The sequence below is a fragment of the Flavobacterium sp. KMS genome, assembly GCF_000813005.1.
Classification (GTDB): Bacteria; Bacteroidota; Bacteroidia; order Flavobacteriales; family Flavobacteriaceae; genus Flavobacterium.
In genome coordinates this window covers 14,328-40,234 of sequence record NZ_JSYP01000003.1, presented here as the reverse complement: position 1 = coordinate 40,234, position 25,907 = coordinate 14,328, and the positions used below count along the sequence as shown (strand labels likewise).

Here is a 25,907-nt window from a genome sequence, read left to right as displayed (position 1 = left end):
TTATACTTTTGAGTTATGTAATGCATCGATAAATTCAGATAAATCTAAGTAAGCCAAAGCAGGATGCCAAGACTTGAATTGATTTGGTTTTGCAATATAAAAGAAATCATCTTCAAACCCTTTTACATCTTTTTGCATAAAGAGATTATAACTTAAATTTTCAAAACTTAATTTTGAAATAGATTTTAATAACTCTTTGTCGCTTTCTTTTTTCCAAAGGATATTCTTTTTTTCTTTTGAAGGTTCTGAAATTATTTTAAATTTCATCAAAATTGTATGATTAGAATACAATATCTCTACTTCAAAATATTTATTATCAGAGTTAAATCTATTTCCAAAATGGTCAATAAACACTTTTGCATAATCTTCAAGTATACTTGCTTTATAATTTACTTTATTAGATACTTCCTTTCTTTTAATATCTAAACCTTTAAGTAATGGAATAGTTACATTATTATTATAATTAACTAAGTTTTTTTCAGTTGGAGATAACTCATATAATTTATAAATCGCATTATTAATTTCATCTTTTAAAACTGCTATTTGTTGTTTTATTTCTTGCTTTTTAAAAGTTTCAAATATTATTTCATTCTCTTCAATAATCAGTTTGGAAATAAGATTGATTTTTTCGTTTAATTCGATATTGTCTGATTCAATTAAAGGAACTGAAAATTTGTCATCTTTATCGTGTGATTGTTCTCTTTCGATTCCTATAGAAGAGTTTGTCAAAACTAAAAAATAACTAAAAAGCTCTGAATTAAACAAGGCTAAAAGTATGTTTATGATGGAGAAACCTTTGTCGTTTAATGGTTTAATTCCTGTTATAGCATCTGTATATATTACATCATCATAAGATATGGCGGATTTTGCCATAAATGAATTACTTATTCCTTTACCAACCAGTAAAACTGGATTCTTAAACAATTCAAGCCTTCTCTGTCTATGAACAAAATCATAATCAGAAAGAAAATTATCTGAATAGCTTATACTAAAAGGCTTTAATCCCTTAGTTTTTGAATTTATAGAATATTTGATTTTTTTATGTTCCTCAATTGGATTTTCATCTCCACCACCAATACCAATTCCTTTACCAAAAATAAATTGAGATGGGTCTGAAATGTAATCATAAATAGATTTGTTTGTTTTTAATCTTTTTATAAAATGATAATCTAAAACATTACCATATACAAGCACTTTCCAAATCCAATCTTCATCTATAAAATAACTTTGTAACAACTCTTTGTAATCATATTTTTCAATAACCATTAATTTAAAAGTCTCAAAAAATAGATTCGGCTTTAAAGAAATATGTGTTATAATATTTTTTCTGTTTTCTTCAATATTATTTGATTTACTATAAAAAATAATAGTTGCAGGAGCAACAGCTTTATCATTTGATTTATCAAATACTTGATGCCTAACAGAAGACAATTCAAATACTTGACTGATTTTAAATTTACTTAAAAAGTATTTCCTAAAAACTCCTTTTTTTTCTTTCTTCCTACTTATTTTATATAAGATTTTACTAGTAATTATGAAAGCACATTGTTCAAAATCAAAATCTGAAACCCTAACAAGAAATGCTTCAGCAATTTCTCTGTTTTCAATTTCTAAATCACTTTGCTCTTCAATTTTTCTGTTTTCAATATATTTTTCAAATAATTGTTTTTCTTTATCATGTTTAGTTGCCCATGGTGGGTTTCCTAGAATGAATGAAAAATTTTTCGTTTTTAAAGATTTATTATAATCTCCTTTTTTATTAAAAAAATCATCTACAAAAAAATTAAGATTGATTAAATCTGGGAATTTAAAACCAACGATACTTCTTGGAGTTAAGTAATCTAATAGAGTTATATACAATGAAAAAATAGCTACACTTATAGCATTCTCATCTTTATCAATACCAAATATATTGTCTTGAAGTAATTTTTTTAAAATATTTTTATAGCCATCATAGGATTCATCAGTATGAAAATTAGGATTGAGTTTTTGATACTGAGTAATAATTTGTCTTAGACTTTCCACCAAAAAAATTCCTGAACCGCAAGCAGGATCTAAAACTTTACAATTGTATTCAGTAGAATTTTCTTGGAAATATTTTGTTATTGTTTGTTGTTGGATATAATCTACCAAAAAAAGCGGGGTGTAATATGCTCCCTGCTTTGCTTGATTTTCAACCCCAATAAATTTCTCATAAACATTACTAATAAATTCTATAGGAATAATTGAAAAGTCATATATATCGAATAATGAAACTTGAGTAACACCATTATTTAAATTATCACCTTTAAGCAAACTAATAATTAATTCTAAATGATAATGAGTTACAAAATCATCTTCTTGAATAGTTACATTATCAATCTCATATTGTAAGGGAAATAGATTCCCGTTAAAATCATTCCTGACTTGCTTGAAAAAACTATATGCTTTTTCTTTTTCTGAAAGAAGATTATAAAAATCCTCTTTCTGTAAAATTTTATATTTTTTAAGCTCTACTTTTCTATCTATCAAATATCTGGTAAAAATAACCCTACCTATTAACGAATTTGCAATTTTAGAATGCAATTTTCCTTTAATTGGTGAAGTAAGTATATTTCTTGCATCTTCAATATTCTTTAGCAAAAAATAATCTACTCTATTTTTATTTTCAAATTTAAGCTTATACTTTTCCCAAGTCTCTCCCGTAATAATTTTAAAATACTCAAAATCTGAAATATTATTCGAATCGGCTAAAGTTTCTAATTCTGTATTTCCTTCAAGTAATCTAAATCCATTTTTTACAACCCACTGATTATTTTGTTTAATAATAATGGCTGGGGATTGATTAAAATTCCAAATTTGTTTTTCTAATATTTCAAAATTTTCTGGATTTTCAAAAAACAAAATTAAAGGCTCATTATTGATACAAAAAAAAGCATCTGGCTTTATTTTAAGCAAAGATTCTTTAACTCTATTTGTAAAAATATCAAACCTATCTCTTTCAATATCAGAAAGATAAAACAACCCATCCTTTTCAAGTAGGTCTAATTTTTCTAATACTAATTTTAAATTCATAATTAAATTTTTCTAATAACAAACTTAACTATTATTATATATTTTTTTATACAAAATAAAAAGTATTTAGAAGATAATTTTAATACATCACTAATCAGTTACCGCCTCATTGAATACACATAACCTCAAAATACTAGCTGAGATGTCAGTTTATAAACTAAACTAACTAAACATAAAAATCATTCCAAAAAATTAAAACTTTCAATTGGTATTGGTTCTGAAATAGCATCAAGTTATTTCTTCTTAAAAATAAAATGGTAATGTTGATCCAGAGTAATATTATATCCTAAAGATTCGCCAATGTATTTCATAATATTCATAAAATCATCATGTAGGTTGAGATAATCATCAACTGATATAGTGTTGGATTTACAAAAGGTTTTTATCAAAGACCTGCCTTTTAAAGTTAATTCAAATTCGTCAAAGAAATTATTTTTAATAAGATGTTGTTTGGTGATTTTTTTTTTCTCTTCGAGATTTTCAAACACTGGAAATTTTATAATAAATTCATGAATATAGCCTTCGTCTTCAAACTCTACAAGTCTTTCTTTAATAAATAATAAAATTTTATCTGAATACTCTTCTACTGATTTATTCAATTCTTTTACAATACTATTATATGATTTTCTTGTATTTTCTGCCTTAATAAATTTATTAAAAGTCTCCACATTTTTAAACTTAAAATATTCCCCCTTTGTTTCTGTGTGTTTTCCTAATTTTAATACAAAAACATCAGCAATATAATTAATATGATTTCTAGCAACTAACTCATTCTCTATCTTACTTCTATGAGAAAGATATTTATTATAATTATCAATTATTAGTACCCCTTTATCTTCATATTTCAAAAATGGCTTAAATGAATTAAATACCTCTATCTCTGCCTCATAGTTTTTAATATTAGTAATCGATCGTAATTTTATTTCATCACTATATTTATATATACTTTTCTTTAATCCTTTATAATCGAACGCTAAATTGATATGGAGAAGAGACAAACTACCATTATTGTCTTTATTAAACTCTTCAATAAATTTTTCTTTGGTGATACCTTCAAATATATTCATAATGTAATTATAATTTTTTAATACAAAAAAAGCCACTACAAAACTGTAGTAGCCTTTTTAATTATTTTAAAATTAATGTTCCCACTTTTTTTATTAATGTTCCCACTTTTTTAAATATAAAAATATAAATTATTAGTATTCAATAAATTAAATAATAACAAATTACTTTCTTATCGTCTGACATGCCTATTTATTTTAAATTTTATTATTTATTCTTGTTTAAACTCTTCCTTTTAAAGCGTTGAAAACCCATGCATTGGCTAAAAAACCAACTCCTGTAGCTGCAAATCCCCAACCTGAAACATCTCTGTATCTAAAAATGCCAAGTCCTATTAAGAGAAATCCCATGATCACCATTATAAAAGTTGCCCATCCTAAGATTGTGTTTTTATTCATCCCCATAATTTGCGGTTTTTTATTTTTATATCAGCTTACAAATATCGGTAATTTTAGTGGCTTAATTAAATATTTTGTACAGCATTTCTTTTAATAAATCAGATTGCGGTAATGCATTGGCTCCCACTCCTTTACTTTTTAAATCAATATCTCGTAATGCCGAAACTACCTGACTCACTTTTTTCATTGGGAAATTTTTTATTGCCAAATCATACTCTTTTAAGAAATAAGGATTTACACCAATTGCAGCCGCTACATTTTTTGGATTTTTATCCTTTAATCCATGGTATTTTAATAACTGAATAAAGAAACCAAAAATTAATCCTGTTGTCATAACTAGCGGATAATCTTTGGGGTTATGAGCAAAATTCTCGGCAATTTTGTATGCTTTTACTTGATTTCGTTCTCCGATTGCTTTACGTAGTTCAAACACATTATAATCTTTACTAAAACCAATATTTTCCTCTATATGTGTGGGTGTAATGGTCGTACCTTTGGGTAAAATTATCTGTAGTTTCTCCAGCTCATTATTGATTTTGCTTAAATCGGTTCCTAGAAACTCAACCAGCATCGCATTGGCTTTTGGTTCTATCGTATAATTTTTGCCTGATAAAACTCTTTTGATCCAATCCCCTACTTGGTTTTCGTATAATTTTTTACTTTCGTAAACAAGTCCTTTTTGTCCTAATAATTTGGTTACTTTTTTACGTTTATCCAACGTTTTGTATTTGTAACAAAAAACCAAAACTGTTGTAGTCATTGGGTTCCCTGCATAAGCTTCGAGTTTATCTATTGTTCTGGATAAATCCTGTGCTTCTTTTACAATAATAACTTGGCGGTCAGCCATCATAGGATAACGTTTGGCGGCCGAAACAACATCATCTACAGTTACATCGCGACCATATAAAACCGTTTGGTTAAAGCCTTTTTCTTCTTCAGATAAAACGTTTTTTTCTATATATTCGGCTAATTTGTCAATGTAATAAGGCTCTTCTCCCATAAGGAAATAGATAGGCATGATATTCCCAGCTTTTATATCATTAACAATTTTTATAACTTCATCCATTTCTTTATTGTTTCAAGTTAAATGTTTAAGGCTGTTGTTTCAATATCTTGAAACTTTATCCCGAGACTTCGGGAGAAACCTAAAACTATTTTATATTTTTGCTTCATGCAAAAACTAAATTTTCCCTCTTATATATTTCGGTTCAAAAATAGCGAAAATAAAGTGTCTATTTTTGATGAAATCAGGAAAAAATTTATCATTCTCACTCCAGAGGAATGGGTTCGCCAACATGTTGTTCAGTTTTTAATGGTGGAGAAAAAATACCCTAAATCATTGATAAATGTAGAAAAAGTTTTAAAGGTCAATGGGTTGCGTAAACGTTACGACATTGTAGTTTATAATCCTGATGGTACTATATATATATTGGTAGAATGTAAAGCACCAGAAGTAAAAATTTCGCAAGCTACCTTTGATCAGATTGCTAGATATAATATGACCATGAATGCGCAATTTCTGACAGTTACCAATGGATTGAGTCATTATTTCTGTCAAATGGATTTTGAGAATGAAAAATATGAATTTTTAAGGGAGTTACCGAATTATAATTCTCTAACGTAAATAAAATACTATACACTTGGATAAAATAGCAGTTGTTATATTAAATTGGAATGGAGTAAAATTATTAGAACAGTTTTTACCATCAGTAATACAATTTTCGCCTGAAGCTACTATATATGTAGCCGATAATGCTTCGACAGATACTTCTATTACTTACGTAAAAGAGCATTTTCCTACTGTAAAAATCGTTGTAAACACAGGTAATCATGGGTTTGCACAAGGATACAATGATGCATTACAACATATCGATGCCGAAATTTATGCTTTGATAAATTCGGATATTGAAGTTACCGAAAACTGGTTACAACCAATTCTGGATACTTTCGTAAAAGAACCAAAAACCGCTATTATTCAACCAAAAATATTAGATTTTAAAAACAAAGCTTTCTTTGAATATGCGGGTGCTGCCGGAGGTTTTATTGATAAATATGGATATCCGTTTTGTCGTGGGCGTATTTTTGATACTATCGAAAAAGACAACAATCAGTATGATGATAATTGTGAATTGTTTTGGGCTTCGGGGGCTTGTTTTTTTATAAGGAGCATTGTTTATAAAGAATTAAACGGTTTTGACGAAGGTTTTTTTGCCCATCAAGAAGAAATAGATTTGTGTTGGCGTGCAATTAATCTAGGTCATACAATTAAATACAATTCGCAATCTGTTGTATATCATGTCGGTGGCGCAACATTACAACAAGGTAACCCTAGAAAGACCTTTCTTAATTTTAGAAACTCCCTACTAATGCTTACCAAAAACTTGCCTAAGCAAGGGTTTTACGGCATTATTTTTGCAAGGTTGGTACTCGATGGTATCGCAGGAGTACAGTTTTTTGTGCAAGGAAAGTTCAAACACACTTGGGCAATTATAAAAGCTCATTTCTCTTTTTATAGCCTTTTTTCGGAATATTATAAAAAAAGAAGTAATTTTCAAACACGAAAATACTATATGATTAAAAGTGTCGTTTTCTTGTACTATGTAACGAAAAACCGTGTTTTTAAAGATATCTTTAACAGTAATCAAATTAATAACCCTTAACTTTGTAATTGAAAGTCTAATTAAATTTTATTTTTTATGAGAAAAATATTCATTGCCCTAACTGCACTAATGGTACTATCTTCGTGTGTTTCTAAAAAGAAATATGCTGATTTAGAAGCTAAAAACAAAGAAACTCAAGATTTACTAAATTCTTGTACTGTAAAATTAAATTCTTGTTTAGAAGAAAAAGCTGGATTAACTGCTACAGTTGCTAGTTTGAAAGATCACAATCAGAATTTGATAAACAGTTCAAAAGATTTAACAATGCTTACTTCTAAAGGAGCTGAAAATCTAGAAAAATCTTTAGAAAGTTTAAAAGAAAAAGATTTAAAAATATCTAGACTTCAAGATGCTTTAACTAAGAAAGATAGTGTTACTCTTGCCTTGGTTACTAGCTTAAAAGGAGCTGTAGGTATCAATGATCCAGATATCGAAATTAATGTTGAAAAAGGAGTTGTATTTATTTCTATCGCTGACAAATTATTATTTAAAAGTGGTAGCTATGATGTAACTGATAAAGCAAAAACTGTTTTAGCTAAAGTTGCAAAAGTAGTTAATGACAAACCTGATTTTGAATGTATGGTTGAAGGTCATACTGATAACGTTCCTTACAAAAGCAACGGAATTTTGTTAGACAACTGGGATTTAAGTGTTAAACGTTCTACATCTATCGTTCGTGTATTAACAAACGACCTTGGTGTTAACCCAGCAAAATTAATTGCAGCTGGTAGAAGTTCTTACGTACCATTAGTTGCTAATGATACAGCTGAAGATAAAGCTCGTAACAGAAGAACTCGTATCGTTGTTATGCCAAAAATTGACCAATTCTATGATATGGTTGAAAAAGAAATGAAAAAACAATCAGGTAAATAATCTGATGATTTCATATTAGAATCGTCCTTTTTAGGATTAAGATTCTAGAATAAATTAAAGCCGGTGAAAATTTTCACTGGCTTTTTTTATGCTTACTATTTTCAACTTTAATTAAGCTTCTCTTGTAGTTTTAGATCCTCAGCCTGACGAAGGCATAGTTTGTCTCCCTGAGCGGAGTCGAAGGGGTTTATATCTAAAAAATTTACAGTGATAATACATGAAGTGAATTCACTGATAAACCATACCTTAAAAATACCTATTTATAAAAACAGAAAAAGCAGGTCGGTTGACCTGCTTTTATGTATCCTTAATCTTTTTAATAACCAATTAAATATCAATTAAGAATAACATTATCGTGATATATGTTTATAATGCATTATTAATGTAGCTCTAATATAAGCAATTAACTTCAAATACCTTGCCGTAGCAATAAATTTTTACAAAATATCTAAACTTCCTTTTCCTTCTCTAACGATTACTGGCTCATGTTCTGATAAATCAATAATAGTAGATCCAACATTATCTCCATAACCACCATCGATAACCATATCAACTACATTTTGCCATTTTTCAAAAATAAGTTCAGGATCGGTTGTATATTCAATAACATCATCCTCATCGCGAATAGAAGTAGAAACAATAGGATTTCCTAACTGACGTACAATTTCTAAAGCAATTGAATTGTCTGGTACACGAATTCCGACAGTTGTTTTCTTCTTAAACTCTTTTGGCAAATTATTGTTCCCAGGTAAAATAAAAGTATAGGGGCCTGGTAGAGCTCTTTTTAGTATTTTAAAAGTCGATGTATCTATTTGTCGTACATAATCAGATAAGTTACTTAAATCGTGGCAAATAAAGGAAAAATTTGCTTTTTCGAGCTTTACTCCTTTTATTTTTGCAATTTTCTCTAAAGCACGGGAATTGGTAATATCACAACCTAAACCGTAAACAGTATCTGTTGGATAAATAATCAAACCACCATTTTTTAAAACCTTTACTACTTTTGCAATAGCAGCTTCACTCGGTTTATCGGGATATATTTTTATAAATTCTGCCATTTTGTTTTAGTTTAAAGTTTTAATTTGATTAAAATTCAAAAGATTCTAGTATGAGTTCATCAACTTTTTTCTTGATTCTATTATCTAGCTATCTAAGTCTATTCTCTTACTTCAATGATCTTCTACCCAATCACATCTAATTTTGCAAAACGAAGTAACAACTTTTTAAGTCCGCCAACTTCAAATTTTATTTCAGCTTTTTTATCAGCTCCTACTCCTTCTATATTTACAACTTCACCTCTTCCAAAGCGTTCATGCATTACAAGATTTCCAATAGTTAATTTATTATCAAATAAATTAGGAGCACTTGCATTAGGATTATTACTCGATACAGGTTTTAGTTTACGAATATTTAAATCCGATTTTGGTTCATTGTTATTAACCTGTTTAGGAGGTGTTGTACCAATTGGTTTAGCTAAACGCAATTTTGATTTATCAACATCACCAAAAACGTCAATGTCAATCATTGGTTTATAACGATATCCACTTTCTGCTGGCGTCAAATATTCTAAATACTGACCATCAATTTCTTCAATAAAACGAGAAGGCTCACTATCCGTTAATTTACCCCAACGATAACGCGATTGTGCATACGTTAAATAAGCCTGATGCTCTGCGCGTGTTAAAGCTACGTAAAATAAACGACGTTCTTCCTCAAGTTCACTTCTTGTACTCATACTCATGGCACTAGGAAACAAATCTTCTTCCATCCCAACAACAAAAACATGCGGGAATTCCAGCCCTTTTGCAAGGTGAATTGTCATTAAAGCAACCCTATCTTCATCACTAGTATCTTTATCTAAATCGGTTGCAAGTGCCACATCTTCCATAAATTCAGATAACGCCCCTCTTGCTCCATCAATTTCTTTCTGGCCTTCGGTAAAATCTTTTAAACCGTTTAGTAATTCTTCAATATTCTGAATTTTTGCCATACCCTCAGGTGTAGCATCTTTCTTTAGTTCCTGAACTAATCCCGTTTTTTTTGTAACATGATCCGTAATATAAAAAGCATCCTGATTTTGATCAATAACCTGAAAACTCTGAATCATCGTTACAAAATCTCTAATTTTATTCTTTGTCCCGGCATTCAGTTTCAAGTCAATTTTATCAATATTAACCATTACTTCCCAAATAGAACGTTTGTAATGATTGGCAGCAATAGTCAATTTTTCAACAGTAGTATCTCCAATTCCACGAGCAGGATAATTAATTACACGCACCAGTGCTTCTTCGTCTTTCGGATTAATTACCAAACGCAAATAACACAAAACGTCTTTAATTTCCTTACGTTGGTAGAACGATAATCCACCATAGATTCGATACGGAATATCACGTTTTCTTAATGCATCTTCCATCGCACGTGATTGTGCATTAGTACGATACAAAATTGCAAAAGAGCCATTATGCAATTGATTTTGCATTTTTTGTTCAAAAATGGTACTCGCTACAAAACGACCTTCTTCAGAATCTGTTAAACTTCTGTGGACTTTAATTTTTTGTCCAAAATCATTTGCAGTCCAAACTATTTTATCAAGTTTGGTCTTATTATGTTCCATTACAGTATTTGCAGCTTCAACTATGTTACGGGTTGAACGATAATTTTGCTCTAAACGAAACATTATCACACCTTCATAATCTTTCTGAAAATTCAAAATATTATTAATATTCGCTCCACGGAAAGCATAAATACTCTGCGCATCATCTCCTACAACACAAATATTCTGAAACTTATCAGATAAAGCTTTTACAATTAAATACTGAGAATGATTTGTATCCTGGTACTCATCAACCAAAATATAGCGAAAACGGTTTTGATATTTCGATAAAACTTCTGGAAAACGATTAAGTAATTCATTGGTTTTCAATAGTAAATCATCAAAATCCATAGCACCCGCTTTAAAACAACGGTCAACATAGTGCTGATAAATTTCTCCTAATCTTGGTCTTTTAGCCATGGCATCAGCTTCTACCAATTCAGGATTATTAAAATAGGCTTTTACCGTAATCAAACTATTTTTATAATTTGATATACGTCCTAAAACCTGTTTTGGTTTATAAACATCACGATCCAGCTGCATTTCTTTTATAATAGAAGAAATTAGTCTCGCTGAATCCTGAGAATCGTAAATCGTAAAATTAGATGGATATCCCAAATGATCAGATTCTGCACGAAGAATACGCGCAAAAATAGAGTGAAAAGTTCCCATCCAAAGGTTTTTTGCCTCCGACGCTCCCACAATATCAGATATCCTGTGTTTCATCTCACGAGCCGCTTTATTGGTAAAAGTAAGCGACAAAATATTGAACGCATCAACACCCTGCGCCATCAAATAAGCAATTCTAATTGTTAAAACACGTGTTTTTCCTGAACCTGCCCCAGCAATAATAATCATCGGCCCGTCTTTCTTTAAAACAGGCTGTCTCTGTGCGTCATTGAGCTGGTCAATGTATTTTTGCATGAAATTTTTCTCCATAATTGTTGCAAAAATAAGAATTTAAAAAGAAAGTTCCTAAGCTGTTAAGACACTGAGTTGCTAAGTTTTTTTTGAAGCACAACAAAAGGCTTTTTTAAGAAGCAAAGTTCCCGCTTTCGGCTTTATCTCTCCGTTTCACTGCGAGGATATCACCTCTATCGGGGCTAGACTCAAACAATTGTTTTTTTTTAAAGCGTCTAAGGTTCTAAGCTTCTGAGGAACTAAGGTTCAAAATATCAAAGATGAAAAAAACTTAGCATCTTAGAATCTTAGCCTCTCAGAACCTCTATTTATAAAATACATCGTAAGCAAAACGTATCAACGTACCGATTACAACAATCAAAAAGAAAACTCTAATAAAACCATTTCCTTTATTTATAGCCAGCTTAGCACCAAGCCATCCGCCAAGTCCATTACTTATGGCCATAGGAATTGCGATTGTCCAAATGATCTTTCCTTTTATAATAAACAAACAAATAGATCCGAAATTAGTAGCTAAGTTCACCATTTTGGCATTTGCCGAAGCATGCAAAAAGTCGAATCCCATTAAGGCTATAAAAGCAACTACAAAAAAACTACCCGTTCCAGGACCAATAAAACCATCATAAAAACCAACAACTATACTAATTCCAACAGCATACAGTATTTGAGTTTTAGCCGAATGATCTTTGGCTTCATGCTGCCCAAAATTCTTTTTAGCATAAGTATAAATTAATAACAGAGACAAAACCACCAATAACAGCGGTTTCATAAAATCATTACTTACATAAGTTAATAAAGTAGATCCTAAGAATGCCGATGGAACTGCTAAAACCATCATAATGAGTAACAACTTCCACTGAATAACTACTTTTTTCATGTATTGAAAAGCAGCAAAAGCAGTTCCGCTAAATGCAGGTAATTTCAGAGTTCCAATAACAGTCGAAACAGGTAAATTTGGTAATAAAATTAATCCCATTGGAGTTTGGATTAACCCGCCACCGCCTACAATAGCATCAATAAATCCTGCTGCAAAAGCAGCTAAACAAAGCAAAATTATAATATAGTTTTCCAATTATAGTGTAATATTTGATTAAAATTTGAATGTCGGCAAAATTAGCCTTCTTAAACAAATATTACAATTAAAATGATGCTGAATTACAACCAAAAGTATATTTTTGTTTCCTTAAATTATAAAAATGGATTCAAACAAAATCATAGAAGTTCTAGCTTATACTATACCTTCAATCATAACAGGAAGCGTAGCTTATTATTTTTTCAAATCGTATCTTCAGGATAAACAAAATACAAGAAGATGGTTATTGCAAAAAGATGCTCAAAAACAAGCTTTGCCTTTACGATTACAGGCTTATGAGCGAATTACTTTATACTTAGAACGCATTAGTTTAACTAATTTATTGATACGCGTTGCGCCAATATCTAATGATAAAAATGATTATGAAAATTTAGTTATTGCACAAATCGAGCAAGAGTTTGAGCATAACTTAACACAACAAATATACATGTCTGATGAATGTTGGACTATTGTAACCACAGCTAAAAATGCTACAATCCAAATGATTCGTAAAGCAAATATGAGCGACCGTGTAGACAGTGCAGATAAATTACGTGAGGTTATCTTAAATGATTTATTTGATAAGCAATCACCAAGCAGTGCTGCTTTAGGCTATATTAAAAGAGAAGTAAGCGAAATGTGGTAACACTAAATTTTAGAATGTAAATTTTAGATTTATATAAAATTTATAAAAAAGTTAACCATGTAAGTGATGTAAGTAAATATAAGCGTAACTAATCATTACAAAACTTAAATAAACTTGCATCACTTATATGGTTAAAATAATTCAATAGAAACTAATTTATAACTTGAGATAAATACTTTAAGTTCAATCTTATAAATCTAAAATCTACATTCTAAAATCTAAAATCATCTATTATCACTCATAATTTCAGACTTATTCTGAGCATATTCATATCCTTCTTCCCACCACTTTTTCATTTCTTCTTTGTTAAAAATTAATGCGTTATTGGTTAGTTTTGTTGGTGTATAAAACAAGTTCAGTTTCACATTTTTGTTTTTCGCCAATAGTTTTCCAATAGCAATATCATGTTTCTCAACCTGATCTAGAGCAATTCGGAACAAATCTATCATTAACGAGAACGGATTTTTGCCAATTGTACTTTTTGTAGTGTTTACTTCAGTTTCCAGAATAACCACATCTATCTCGGTTGCACCACGATTTATGGCTTCACGTATTGGTACCAAACTTGAGAATCCTCCGTCTCCATATTCTGAGTTGTTTTTAGACACTAAACTCATAAACGGAATATAGTTACTTGATATCCAAATCCAATCGCAAAATTCATCGTAAGAACAATCTTTTATCGATTTATATTCAGCTTCATTTCGAGACAAGTTGGTAACCGTAACAACAACATCAGTTTTTAGTTTTTTTAGCTGATTAAATTCAGATAAAGACAAATGATCTTTGATGTATTTTTGCAATCTTTTGCTTTCGCCAAAAGTTCTTTTCCCTTTAAAAAACTGGCGTAATACATTAAAGTGATTTATGGTAACAATATCAATACCGCCTTTCTCTTTTACAACAAAAGGACTGATATTAAATATTTTATTCATGCTCACATTGGTGTAGATTCCATGGATTTTATCAATATTTCCAAGTGCCAAATGCGGAATAAGTAAACTTCCAGTAGATGTCCCTAGAAATAAATCGTATTCACATTTTTTTATTTGTAATAAATATTGTGCAACTCCTCCGGCAAAAGCTCCTTTGCTTCCTCCTCCTGAAATAACCAATGCTCTCATAAATGTATTGTAGTTTTTTTATCTGAAAGAAAATAGATAAAAGAAGCTAGAAAATAGACTAAACCTTTAATCTATTTCTTTCCTCTATCCTTTTCTTCTATTCTCTTTCTTCTATTCTCTTTCTTCTATTCTTACTCTTTCAACAAACGTTCTAATTGAAACTGTTCATTCGAGGACAAATTAGGCAAAATTCTTTCAAATGAAGTACGCATTTCACTATTTTTTAATAATAATCGAATGGTATCTCTACCAAATTTAGAAAATTGCCACATATGATGCGTTGTCGCATTTACTAAGTTTGTCAATACAATATCATTTGTTAATCGAAAATCTATTAATTTCTCTAAAGCATTTTGGCGCGTTGTTGCTTCATATTTAGGCGAAGAATATGCTATTAATTCATTAATTAAAACCTCTGGTTCTGTTGCGTAATTAGGTGTTGATAAAGCTAATGACAACCATAATGTTCTTAAATTATAGTCGTTAAATCCTATCCAGTTTTTCGATTTATTTAAATATTCGCTGCGACGAGAAGGAAAATTATTCCATAAATAAAACAATGCTATTTCCTGCGTTTGGTATGATCTATCGTCGAGTAAAGTCTCATATAGTGGTCTGAAATCTTCAGGGATTTTTGGCAAAGAAACAGCTACTTCTTGTCGAACTTGCAGGTTGTTTGTGTTTAAAGCCAGAATGAGTAATTGTTTTTTAGCTTCGTATTTTTCATTCTTGAGCTGGCTTACAATTGCTTTTTTAACTGTAAAATAAACATCGGATTGTAATGTTTTGATAAGAAAAGCTTCTTTTTCGGCTAAAGGTTTTTTACTAGCTTTATCAACTTCTAAGCGTATTTGAATTGCTTTATTTTTGCTCAACAATTCATTTGCTTGTTGGTTATTAAAAGCAGTTGTTTCTAGCCATATTTTAGAGAATTCTTTTAAATCATAATTGGATAGTTTTTTTATTTCTTCAAAAAAATCATTTGTATTTACAGTTTGAAATGCATATTTTTTCAAATAATTTTTGATCACTTTTTTGAATGTTTTATCGCCCAAAGCATCATGTAAAACAAATAATGCCCAAGCTCCTTTTTCGTAAAAAGTAAGCGAACTAGCTTTGGCATTCAAGACCGGAATTGTATCGGTTCTTGATGCATATTTTAATTGTTGTGCAGTATCGTATAATTTAGAATAAAAATAATCCTCACCATAAATTTCTTTCTCAGCAAGCAAAGCATAATAGGTTGCAAAACCTTCTTGCAGCCAATGATGCGTACTACTTTCGGCAGTAATTAAATTCCCAAACCAATGGTGCGCCAATTCGTGTGCGTTAACATTGGTGTATTTTCTATCTTCAAAACCTATAGAATCAACAACATATCTGGTAGAAAGCAAAGTAGCAGTCGTGTTCTCCATACCCGCATATATAAAGTCACGAACAGGAGCTTGCTTGTATATTTCCCAAGGGTACTTCACTCCTATTTCTTTCTCCAGAAAGTCAAAAATTTGTTTAGAATAGCGATAAGTTGGCTCAAAACGAGAGATATCATTATTTTCGATGTAGTATTCTAAAGGAATTCTAGATTTAGATTTGAGCTCTTTTTCTTCATATTTCCCAATGGCAAGCATTAGTAAATAAGAGCTCATAGGATTTTGCATTCGATATTGCCAAACAATAGAATTCCCATTTTCGAGTTTGTTTTTTAATAATCCGTTTGAGATAACTTTATAGTTTTTATCAAAAGTAATATTTAGGTTAAAAACTACTTTTTCATTTACATCATCAAAACTTGGGAACCAATTACTGGTATATCTTCCCTGTCCTTGTGTCCATACTTGTCCATTTACATCATCTGATTTATCACCTTGAGTGGAGTCGAAGTTACCGACAAAATATAATGCCTGTTTTGGCTTGGCTGAATAATTAAATGTAAGTGTGTGTTTTCCTTTTTGGAACGGAAAAATCAATTGTAATTGCTTGTTTGTATTAATAAATATAATTTCATTTCCGTTAATTTTTAAATTCGAAAACGACATGTTTTGAGCATCAATTTTTATAGTATCGATAGGTTTTAGAACATCAAAATCATATATCACATTTCCTGATAGTGATCTGTCTGCTGTATTGATAGTGATTTCCCCTAAAACTGATTTAAAATCGACATATTGGGTTTGTTGAGCAAAACTGAAAAGGGAAAAGAAAAAAAAGAGGTATTTCATTATTTGTTTTATTTGATGCAAAGGTCTCCAAAGTTACAAAGGATTGATGAACAAATCGAAGGAAATTTGTATGTTTACTTTCAGAAAATATTTAAACAATTCCTTTGAAAAAAATCGCCTTATTTAATTGGAGCAGCGGCAAAGACTCAGCTTTAGCATTATACAAAATACAACAAGAAAAAGAATTCGAAATAAATTGTTTACTTACAAGCGTCAACCAGCAGTTTCAGCGTATTTCGATGCATGGAGTTCGTGTAGAGTTATTAGAACAACAAGCAAAAAGTATTGGATTACCGCTAGAAATTATGCAAATTCCAGAAATGCCAACTATGGAAGTGTACGAAGAAGTAATGACTAAAACATTGGCTAAACTTAAAGATCAAGGTGTTAAATATTCTATTTTTGGAGATATATTTCTGGAAGATTTACGAAAGTACCGTGAAGATAAATTGGTAGATATTGGCTTTGAAGCCGTATTCCCGTTATGGAAAATACCAACAAAAGATTTAATTCAGGAATTTATATCTTTAGGTTTTAAAACAATAGTGGTTTGTGTAAACGAACGCTTTCTGGATAAAAGTTTTGTAGGTCGTGTAATCGATCAGAATTTTATAAATGATTTGCCAGATAATGTAGATGTATGTGGAGAAAATGGCGAATTTCATACCTTTACTTTCGATGGACCTATTTTTTCTGAACCAATACAATTTGAAATTGGAGAAATTGTACATCGAAAATATGAAAAACCTAAAACAGAATCTAGCGATACAGCTTGTGATACAAATGCAAGCGATGCTTTTGATTATGGATTTTGGTATTGCGATTTGATATAAACAGTAAGACATTAATTATTTTAACCATATAAGCAACGTAAGTAAATGTAAGTATAATCGAATCTGTGCAAACTTAAATGAACTTATATTACTTATATGGTTAGCTTTTTTTTTGTTACAGTCTTGGTTTTATGTATTCTAACTATATAACTCAATAATATTATTTTAAAAGTCATACAAATGCCTGTAAAAGAAAAGAGCTTAGAAATAGAGAAGATTTTATTTTTCTTGGACCAAATCGGAATTAAAGTTGTCGAAAAGGAATTAAATAACACTTTTTTACCAGGATTATCTTTAGGCTCAAATTGTATTTATATTGATTTTGAAAAATTATTATATCCAGGAGACATTCTACATGAAGCAGGACATCTGGCTGTAACTACCACAGCTGAAAGAGAATTAGTTGGCACAGATAAAATGGCCGCTAATTGGCCAACTGAAGGAGAAGAAATTGCAACAATCCTATGGTCTTTTGCCGCAGCAAAATATTTAAAATTACCAATAGAATTTGTGTTTCATCCTAATGGATACAAGAACGATTCAGAATGGTTAATTTCAAATTTTAACGATGAAAACTATATAGGTTTGCCTTTTCTTGAATGGGCAGGACTTACATTAGGAAAAGAACGAGCAACAAATGAAGGAAAAAAGGCATTTCCTACAATGATAAAATGGCTAAGAGAATAAATCATGGATAAATTAGTACGCTCTATAAAGTTTCCTCTTTTGTTTGATAAGGAAAAACTAAAAAATGATTTCCAGAAAATCATCGATAAAAACTGGATTGATCATTATAATACGAATGATTATTCAGGAAAATGGACTTCGATTGCTTTAATGTCACAAAGCGGAAAATCGGACGCTATCTATGCTTTTTCAAACAATGATGAAAAACTAGTTGCTACCGAAATATTAGATTCTTGCACCTATTTTAAAGAAATATTAGATGGTTTTTTATTCGAAAAAACAGCTGTTCGATTATTGCAATTAGCTGCTGGAGCTGAAATTAAACCGCATAGTGATAATTGTTTAGGATATGAAGATGATTCTTTTCGATTACATATTCCGATAATTACAAATAGCCAAGTCGAGTTTATCTTAGATGGTACTCGCTTAATTATGAATGAAGGAGAATGTTGGTATATAGATGCTAATTTTATTCATTCGGTTGCCAATCGTGGCACAGAAAACCGCATTCATCTTGTAATCGATGGGATAAGAAATGAATGGACTGATGCGATGTTTTATAAAGAGGCAGACAAAGACCAATTTGTAAAAGCTGCACCAGTAATGAGCGAAGAGCAAAAACAACTCATGATTGCCGAGTTAAAACGAATGAATACGCCAATGGCAGATGAGCTTATTAAAAATTTAGAGTAAGCCTAATTTAATTAAAAGAATAAACACAAGTGAATAAGTCAAATTTTAGAAAATTCGGAATAATAATTACCTTAATTATTGTCGCATTTTCATTCCAGAGTTGTTTAGTAAGTAGATGCCAAAGACCACAAATTATGGGCTATATCTATGACGAAACAACCCATACTCCTATCGAAAATTGTAACGTAGGAGAAAGCTTAACCAATGCAATGGGCTATTTTAATTTAAAAGAAATAAGATATTCTCAATTTACTTTTGTTGGTTATGAAGCACCACCATTACATGTTAATGAAGCTATTTACAAAGAGGGTTACGAAAAGAAATCTATAGATCTGCACAATCCTTTTGGTGGCGGAATGAGAAAAGGTGCCGTACATAATACTGATACTATTTATCTAAAAAAAGTATCGATTCAAATTTCTAAGTAAATACGTTTAGTTTTTAAACTTCTCTTTCTTCGTAAATTTTTAATAATTGAGTTACTGTATTCCAGTTTCTAATCGTTGCAGTTACGTTTAGTTTTTTCTCAATATATTTCTGGTCAAATCTGGTTTTTCCTGCTCCAACAGCGTATTTAATAAATATTCTGTTGCCATCAATACTAGCTTCGTCTGGCTTAAACTGACTTATTTTTAAATCATTTATACTATCACTTTTCAATGCTATCGAAATAAAAGCTACGTACAATTTTTTAATATCAGCGTCTTTTTCTTTTAAGAAAGGATTGTTCTTAAAACAAGCTTCTAAATCTTGTTTATTAATAACAACAATAGGTACTTCGTGTCCAAAGACTTTAAAAATTTCTTGTTTGATTACAAAGCCAACTTTGGATGCATTGTCTTCATCGGTATCTACAAATACATTTCCCGACTGAATATATGTTTGTACGTTCTTAAAACCAATAGCTTCAAGTGTTGTTTTTAGAGCTTCCATTTTTATCATGTTGTGTCCAGAAACATTGATTCCACGAAGTAATGCGAGATGAGTTGTCATTGTATTGATTTTATTTTTTCAAAGATAAAGATTCAATTATAATAAAAACCTAGAGTGATTTAAATTATCAAGATATCAGTAGTTTTTATAAATCTATTTAGAATCATAAAAACTACTGATATTATCTTTTTTATTTTGCTCGTACTATCGTTTCAAAATTTAAATCCATTGCAGCAGTATTATCAAGTATTGCTCCCAAATATTTTGGAGTCATTTTACCATTATGATCTTTATTGTACATGAAAAACTGCCCAAAATTGCCTCCTTTTAAATCTGTAAATTTCTTTACTTTATACTCTTTAGAATCGAATGCATCGGCATTAGAAGAAAGCTTATCCCATTCTGCTTTAGAAAAACTCATAGGAATCATTTCTTTACTACGAATAACATACATCGTATCAGCATCAATTCGTATCAGTTTCACTAATGCACCTTGTAACTGGCTATTTTCTTGAGACCATGTTGATTTGTAAATATCTCCAGATTGCGGATTAGTAATTAATGCAGCATACTCCTCAGACTTTTTCTCAATTGATTTGTTATTAATCTTACTATAACCTAATGCAATTAAAACGATTAATGGCAATACAATACAAAATGACCACGGGTATAATAACTGCCATAAAGTTCTTTTGTGATTATTTCTAATCTGATTAATCTCAGCTTCTATATTGGCTGAGTATTTTTTCTTTGCAAATACAGATGCATCAGGGTTTTTTAAAACTTCACCGCAATTGGTACAAACTACTCCTGTTTTTCGTCCCATTCCAAAGAAAGGGATAACCATAGAGATATAACGCACATACAATGTTAATTCAATACATCCATTTTTATTACATACGGGACAGATTTCATCTGAAATAATTTTTGAAGTTAAAGGCTTTGTTACAATTTCGTAAACGTAAATCATTTTGTTAATTAGTTTGGGGGTTATTAAATAGCAAATAATTGCTTAATCTTAGTTATTTGTATTCTTTGTTTTATCTATCATTTGAAAAATGTTTCTTTTTAATTCCGTAAGATCACAATTTAAAAGCCTTACATTTATCCATAATAAGACATTACCATTTTCATTGCAGTAAGTTTCTACTTTTTTACGGTACTTTTCATTTTTAATTTTATTTATATAAGTATCTGGTTGATGAACAATTATATTTAATACAGTTTCGTATTGTTCCTTTGTTTCAACACATCTTGTTATATCTTCCCAATTTACTACTCCAATTTCAATGAAATATTTTCCGTAAAAAATAATTCCTTTATGATTAAGTGTTATTTGTATTTCATTATTATCAAATAAACGCCCTTCTTTTATTGTATAAAAGAGCATTCCAATAATCACAAAAGGAGATAAAAACAGTATCTCTGGATGAAAATTTTGACCATCATAAAACTGTTTTGTATTATGCCATAACATCCAAACTGCAATTAAGAAGAGAGATAGACATAAAGCAAAACGGATTATAATTGTTTTTTTATTTAGGTAAATGTGGTAAGGAAGTCTTTGCATAATTTTTATTTCAGCAGTAATTTTATATTATAATTCTTCATCTCAAAAGTGTTGAGAAAAGAATTTATTATAGAATTAATTAGCTCTTCCTCTAGAGTTTTTCAAAAATAAGTATTTTATTTTGTATAAAAAACTTACTAAAAGAAACTTTTTTAAGAAATATATTCTTAAAATATTTGTTTTATAGAGTTGACTATTTATTTTATGAGATAGATAAATGATTCTTTCTTACTATAAATAAAAGCATTTAACTTTTTCAAAACAATTGTATTTTCTATTTTCCTAATTAAAATCTATCTTCGCTTTTTATAAATATTTAAAGATAAAATAGAAATTAAAAGATTTAATTATTGAAATATTTAAAGATAAAAAAGTTCGTAAATCTAAGAAGTCTAAAAATCTAATCGTCTAAATAAAGAATGTCTAATTATCTTCTTCAAACTCCTATCGAATACTTAAAAGGTGTTGGCCCTAATCGTGGCGAATTGCTGCGTAAGGAATTGGGGATTCATAAATATATTGATTTGGTTAATTTTTTTCCGAATAGATATATAGACAGAACGCGATATTATAAGATTAACGAATTACAGAATACTGCTGCCGAAGTTCAGATTGTTGGTAAAATCATCAATATAAAGACTGTTGAATTTGCCAAAAACAAGAAGCGGTTGGTTGCTACTTTTGTAGATGATACGGGACAAATAGACTTAAACTGGTTTCAGGGACATAAATGGATTCGTGAGAGTTTAAAACTCAACGAAGTTTGTGTGATTTTTGGGAAATGTAGTTTATACGGAAGTCAGTTTAGTATGTCGCATCCCGAAATTGAACTCATGAGCGAACACGAACAAAGCCTTCGCTCTGCAATGCAACCTGTTTATCCATCGACAGAAACCTTGGCTAATAGAGGGATTTCAAATCGTGTGATTAACAAACTCATGCAGCAATTATTTCTGGAAACACAGACTTTATTTACTGAAACACTTCCCGATTATTTGGTAAATGAGTTAAAACTGATTCCTAAAAAAGCAGCTTTATTCAATATACATTTTCCTAAAAGTGCCGATGCTTTGGCGAAAGCCCAATACCGATTAAAATTTGAAGAATTGTTTTTTATTCAGTTGCAACTGATAACTAAAAACCTAATTAGAAAGCATAAAATAAAAGGACATCCATTTGTAAAAGTAGGCGAATATTTTAATGTATTTTATCAAAATCACTTGCCTTTTGCACTTACAAATGCACAAAAAAGAGTAATCAAAGAAATACGTACCGATATGGGTAGTAATGCCCAAATGAATCGATTGTTACAAGGAGATGTAGGTTCAGGGAAAACTATCGTTGCGTTTATGAGTATGTTATTGGCGCTCGATAATGGTTTTCAGGCTTGCTTGATGGCACCTACAGAAATCTTAGCAAATCAGCATTTTGTGGGATTGTCAGAATTAGCAGCGACATTAGACATCAATGTAAAAATACTAACAGGTTCAACCAAAATTGCTGCCAGAAGAATAATTCATGAAGAATTAGAAAACGGTAGTTTACATATTTTAATCGGAACACACGCTTTGCTAGAAGACAAAGTAAAATTTAAAAACTTAGGTTTAGCTGTTATCGATGAGCAACACCGTTTTGGTGTAGAGCAACGTTCTAAATTATGGAAAAAGAACGAAATTCCGCCACACGTATTAGTTATGACTGCTACGCCTATTCCGCGTACACTGGCTATGAGTTTATACGGTGATTTAGATATTTCGGTAATCGACGAATTACCTCCAGGACGAAAACCAATCCAAACGGTTCATCGTTATGACAGTAACCGACTGAAAGTCTGGAAATTTTTGCGTGATGAAATTGCTCTAGGAAGACAAATTTATATTGTATATCCATTGATTCAAGAATCAGAAAAAATGGATTTCAAGGACTTGATGGATGGTTATGAGAGTATTTCTCGTGATTTTCCCCTACCTAATTATTCGATTTCTATCCTTCACGGAAAAATGAAACCAGCTGATAAAGATTCGGAAATGAAACGTTTCTCGGAAGGAAAAACGAATATAATGGTTGCTACAACCGTTATTGAGGTTGGTGTAAACGTACCGAATGCCAGTGTGATGATTATAGAAAGTGCCGAACGTTTCGGACTTTCACAATTACATCAATTACGTGGTCGTGTAGGTCGTGGTGCCGAGCAGAGTTATTGTATCTTAATGACTTCGCATAAACTAAGTTCGGATAGTAAAACCCGAATGGAAACTATGGTTCAAACCAATGACGGTTTCGAAATCGCCGAAGTTGACTTAAAACTTCGTGGTCCTGGTGATTTAATGGGAACGCAACAAAGCGGTGTACTTAATCTTCAAATCGCCGATATTGTTCGTGATCGTGATATTTTGGCTCTAGCCAGAAATTATGCTTTAAAAGTCCTAAAAGAAGACGCTCCATTGCAAAAACCTGAAAATGCAATCCTTAAAGCCATTTTCATCGAATTAACAAAGAAAAAGAATATCTGGAATTATATTAGTTGATTAAGTTGCTGAGACGCTAAGATACTAAGGTTCTGAGAAAAGTTCAAAGGTTCAGAGTTGCAAAGGAACAAAGGCTCTGAGGTTCTGAGATACTAAGATTTGAAGAAGATTCATCAGGATAAAGCTTTGCGAACTTTGCGTAAAACCTTGCGTTCTTTGCGGTAAATTTTACTGCAACGTAACTACAACAGAACCACAATATTAAGTATGTATGTAACACATAGTAAATACGCTACATATAAAATAGAGTAAATGCTCACTTTTTTTCTTAGCTTCTTTCTTAGATTGCCGAGCTACTTGCGGAGACCCTTCCTGCGTCAGGGAGACAAGTTTGTGGATGTATTTGGTAAAATTAACCGCAAGGGACGCAATCCCGAAGCATCGGGATATGCAATGTTCGCAAAGCTTGTTAAATTTTATTCTTATGAACCTTCTTAGAACCTCAGAACCTTTGCAACTTTGTACCTTTCTCAAAACCTTTGTACCTTCCTTAAAATTCTCGAGTTACTTGCGGAGACCCTTCCTTCGTCAGGGAGACAAGATTGGGGTTATATTGCGGCTACTTTTTGATTAACCTAGTTCTTCTCGTTTTTCTAATCTTAGTACCTCAGAACCTTTACAACTTTGCACCTTTCTTAAACCTTTGTACCTTTTTTAAACCTTAAAAAAAACCTTTTTTTATTATCCCTTTAAACCTTTCTTCAGGAATGGAGTCTTAATACAAATTTTTGAACTTATGTTTATTGTAAATCTTAGAAAATTAGAGGCTTTGTAACTCAGAACCTCTGTTTCTAGCATTGCCCTTTTGCATCTTATTTTAACGAAAATATTAATATTTGTACATACAATTGTTAAATAAAAAATAAGGTCATAGGTTTTCAATACAAAAAACTAAATTTGTGAATTCACTTAAAACCATAATCTATTAATTCTAGCTTTACCTAAATCTCATGAAAGTAAAAAACCTTGTATATGCCTTGCTAATAATCGGAATTGGCGGATTTATCGCTTATCGAATTGTTTCTAATAAAAATAAAAACGACGAATCTAAAGGTCAGAACGGTAAAAACAAAACCACAACAGTTTCGGGAGTTGTTGTAGACACTCAAACTTTTGATAATAATTTATCTTTATCCGGATCTATTGAAGCCAATGAGCAAGTAGAAATTCGTAGTGAAGTTTCGGGTATTGTCGAAGGAATTTATTTTAGTGAAGGAAGCAACGTAACCAAAGGTCAAGTTCTTTTTAAGGTAAATGATATAGAATTAAGAGCGCAATTAAGACAAGCGACTACTAAGGAAGGTTTGGCTGCCGAAAACGAAAGAAGAGCAAAGTTATTACTTCAAAAAGAAGCTATTAGCCAAGAAGAATATGAAGTTGCAAGAGCCGACCACGCTTCTGCGCAAGCACAAACCCAATTAATACGTGCTCAAATTGCAAAAACATCTGTAAAAGCACCATTTTCTGGAAAGATAGGATTACGATCAATTTCTCCGGGAACTTATATTACACCAACAATTTTGGTTGCTAAACTGGTTAATACAAGCAAATTAAAAATTACATTCTCGATTCCAGAGAAATACGCAAGTCAGGTAAGAAACAATTCTATTATTACTTTTACGGTTTCTGGGTCTGAGACTCAATATACGGCTAAAGTTTACGCAATAGAGCCTGAAGTTGCTGTAGAAACAAGAACGCTTCAGATTAGAGCTATCGCCGAAAATAAAGATGGCAAATTATTCCCTGGAACATTTGCTGATGTAAAATTACCATTAGATATTATAAAAGATGCAATTGTGGTTCCTACGGAAGCTATTGTACCTGTACAAAACGGAAAAAAAGTCTTTATTTCTAATTTTGGCAAAGCCAAAGAAGTAATGGTAGAAACGGCTACAAGAACAGATGCGTCTATCTTGATTTTATCAGGTTTAAAAAAGGGAGATACTGTTATAACTAGCGGTGTAATGGCATTAAAAAATGACGATCCAATTAAAGTAAAAGTGAAAAAATAGAGATTTTGAATTATTTAATAATCTTA

General features: G+C 30.7%; 22 protein-coding genes. 10 read left to right on the top strand and 12 right to left on the bottom strand.

All coding sequences use genetic code 11. The features are described from left to right. The 4 genes from OA93_RS04560 to holA form a co-directional block, all read right to left on the bottom strand. Positions 1-3,054, bottom strand: a complete 3,054-nt coding sequence (locus OA93_RS04560) for an N-6 DNA methylase (RefSeq protein WP_039111962.1) — start codon at positions 3,052-3,054, stop codon at positions 1-3. Positions 3,055-3,287: 233 nt separating this feature from the next. Beyond that, complete coding sequence (locus OA93_RS04555) at positions 3,288-4,121, bottom strand: hypothetical protein (protein WP_039111961.1); 834 nt, start codon at positions 4,119-4,121, stop codon at positions 3,288-3,290. Between the two features lie 219 nt (positions 4,122-4,340). After that, entirely contained in the window at positions 4,341-4,523 is a 183-nt protein-coding gene (locus OA93_RS04550) for a CAL67264 family membrane protein (protein ID WP_035624132.1), read from the bottom strand. 55 nt (positions 4,524-4,578) lie between these two features. Further along, positions 4,579-5,583: a DNA polymerase III subunit delta gene (gene holA, locus OA93_RS04545; protein ID WP_039111960.1), complete on the bottom strand. Its 1,005-nt coding sequence runs from the start codon at positions 5,581-5,583 to the stop codon at positions 4,579-4,581. 105 nt (positions 5,584-5,688) lie between these two features. On the opposite strand from holA, the gene OA93_RS04540 reads away from it, so the two are divergent. Genes OA93_RS04540 through OA93_RS04530 form a run of 3 tightly spaced genes read left to right on the top strand, consistent with a single transcriptional unit; the run spans position 5,689 to position 8,050 of the window. Further along, positions 5,689-6,141 (top strand): type I restriction enzyme HsdR N-terminal domain-containing protein, encoded by a 453-nt coding sequence (locus OA93_RS04540; protein ID WP_039111959.1) that lies wholly within the window; start codon positions 5,689-5,691, stop codon positions 6,139-6,141. Between the two features lie 16 nt (positions 6,142-6,157). Then, positions 6,158-7,177 carry a glycosyltransferase family 2 protein gene (locus tag OA93_RS04535; protein ID WP_039111958.1) on the top strand — a complete coding sequence of 340 codons (1,020 nt, stop codon included), beginning with the start codon at positions 6,158-6,160 and terminating at the stop codon, positions 7,175-7,177. Between the two features lie 36 nt (positions 7,178-7,213). Beyond that, positions 7,214-8,050: an OmpA family protein gene (locus tag OA93_RS04530; RefSeq protein WP_039111957.1), complete on the top strand. Its 837-nt coding sequence runs from the start codon at positions 7,214-7,216 to the stop codon at positions 8,048-8,050. A gap of 437 nt (positions 8,051-8,487) precedes the next feature. Here OA93_RS04530 and OA93_RS04525 read toward each other — a convergent pair whose 3' ends face one another. The 3 genes from OA93_RS04525 to OA93_RS04515 all read right to left on the bottom strand — a co-directional run bounded on the left by OA93_RS04525 (position 8,488) and on the right by OA93_RS04515 (position 12,636). After that, positions 8,488-9,108, bottom strand: a complete 621-nt coding sequence (locus OA93_RS04525) for an L-threonylcarbamoyladenylate synthase (protein WP_039111956.1) — start codon at positions 9,106-9,108, stop codon at positions 8,488-8,490. A 122-nt stretch (positions 9,109-9,230) separates the two neighbouring features. After that, positions 9,231-11,567, bottom strand: coding sequence for a UvrD-helicase domain-containing protein (locus OA93_RS04520; RefSeq protein ID WP_039111955.1), 2,337 nt, complete (start codon positions 11,565-11,567; stop codon positions 9,231-9,233). Between the two features lie 301 nt (positions 11,568-11,868). Further along, the gene (locus tag OA93_RS04515) at positions 11,869-12,636 is read right to left on the bottom strand and encodes a TSUP family transporter (RefSeq protein WP_039111954.1); all 768 of its coding nucleotides are present in this window, start codon (positions 12,634-12,636) and stop codon (positions 11,869-11,871) included. 124 nt (positions 12,637-12,760) lie between these two features. Between OA93_RS04515 and OA93_RS04510 the strand changes: the two genes are divergently transcribed. Next, on the top strand, positions 12,761-13,282 hold the full coding sequence (locus OA93_RS04510) for a hypothetical protein (protein ID WP_039111953.1): 522 nt from the start codon (positions 12,761-12,763) through the stop codon (positions 13,280-13,282). Positions 13,283-13,506: 224 nt separating this feature from the next. Here the strand turns inward: OA93_RS04510 and OA93_RS04505 are convergent, their stop codons facing one another. Then, entirely contained in the window at positions 13,507-14,406 is a 900-nt protein-coding gene (locus tag OA93_RS04505; RefSeq protein ID WP_039111952.1) for a patatin-like phospholipase family protein, read from the bottom strand. A 131-nt stretch (positions 14,407-14,537) separates the two neighbouring features. After that, positions 14,538-16,625: a M1 family metallopeptidase gene (locus OA93_RS04500; protein WP_039111951.1), complete on the bottom strand. Its 2,088-nt coding sequence runs from the start codon at positions 16,623-16,625 to the stop codon at positions 14,538-14,540. Positions 16,626-16,729: 104 nt separating this feature from the next. Here OA93_RS04500 and OA93_RS04495 point away from each other — a divergent pair, with 104 nt between their 5' ends. The 4 genes from OA93_RS04495 to OA93_RS04480 all read left to right on the top strand — a co-directional run bounded on the left by OA93_RS04495 (position 16,730) and on the right by OA93_RS04480 (position 19,266). Then, the gene (locus OA93_RS04495) at positions 16,730-17,458 is read left to right on the top strand and encodes a diphthine--ammonia ligase (RefSeq protein WP_039111950.1); all 729 of its coding nucleotides are present in this window, start codon (positions 16,730-16,732) and stop codon (positions 17,456-17,458) included. A gap of 180 nt (positions 17,459-17,638) precedes the next feature. After that, the gene (locus OA93_RS04490) at positions 17,639-18,145 is read left to right on the top strand and encodes a hypothetical protein (protein WP_039111949.1); all 507 of its coding nucleotides are present in this window, start codon (positions 17,639-17,641) and stop codon (positions 18,143-18,145) included. A gap of 3 nt (positions 18,146-18,148) precedes the next feature. Continuing rightward, positions 18,149-18,838 carry an aspartyl/asparaginyl beta-hydroxylase domain-containing protein gene (locus tag OA93_RS04485; RefSeq protein ID WP_039111948.1) on the top strand — a complete coding sequence of 230 codons (690 nt, stop codon included), beginning with the start codon at positions 18,149-18,151 and terminating at the stop codon, positions 18,836-18,838. Between the two features lie 134 nt (positions 18,839-18,972). Further along, complete coding sequence (locus OA93_RS04480) at positions 18,973-19,266, top strand: hypothetical protein (RefSeq protein WP_240474667.1); 294 nt, start codon at positions 18,973-18,975, stop codon at positions 19,264-19,266. Positions 19,267-19,279: 13 nt separating this feature from the next. On the opposite strand, the gene OA93_RS04475 is transcribed toward OA93_RS04480, so the two are convergent. The 3 genes from OA93_RS04475 to OA93_RS04465 form a co-directional block, all read right to left on the bottom strand. Beyond that, entirely contained in the window at positions 19,280-19,831 is a 552-nt protein-coding gene (locus tag OA93_RS04475) for a DUF1697 domain-containing protein (protein ID WP_039111946.1), read from the bottom strand. Between the two features lie 130 nt (positions 19,832-19,961). Further along, entirely contained in the window at positions 19,962-20,741 is a 780-nt protein-coding gene (locus OA93_RS04470) for a hypothetical protein (RefSeq protein WP_039111945.1), read from the bottom strand. Positions 20,742-20,789: 48 nt separating this feature from the next. Then, positions 20,790-21,341: an STM3941 family protein gene (locus tag OA93_RS04465; RefSeq protein ID WP_131474452.1), complete on the bottom strand. Its 552-nt coding sequence runs from the start codon at positions 21,339-21,341 to the stop codon at positions 20,790-20,792. 419 nt (positions 21,342-21,760) lie between these two features. Between OA93_RS04465 and recG the strand changes: the two genes are divergently transcribed. Together recG and OA93_RS04455 are read left to right on the top strand one after the other, a co-directional pair. Then, positions 21,761-23,869: an ATP-dependent DNA helicase RecG gene (gene recG, locus OA93_RS04460; RefSeq protein ID WP_039111943.1), complete on the top strand. Its 2,109-nt coding sequence runs from the start codon at positions 21,761-21,763 to the stop codon at positions 23,867-23,869. Positions 23,870-24,819: 950 nt separating this feature from the next. Continuing rightward, a complete protein-coding gene (locus tag OA93_RS04455; protein WP_039111942.1) occupies positions 24,820-25,881 on the top strand; it encodes an efflux RND transporter periplasmic adaptor subunit in 1,062 nt (353 codons plus the stop codon). Positions 25,882-25,907 lie beyond the last annotated feature (26 nt).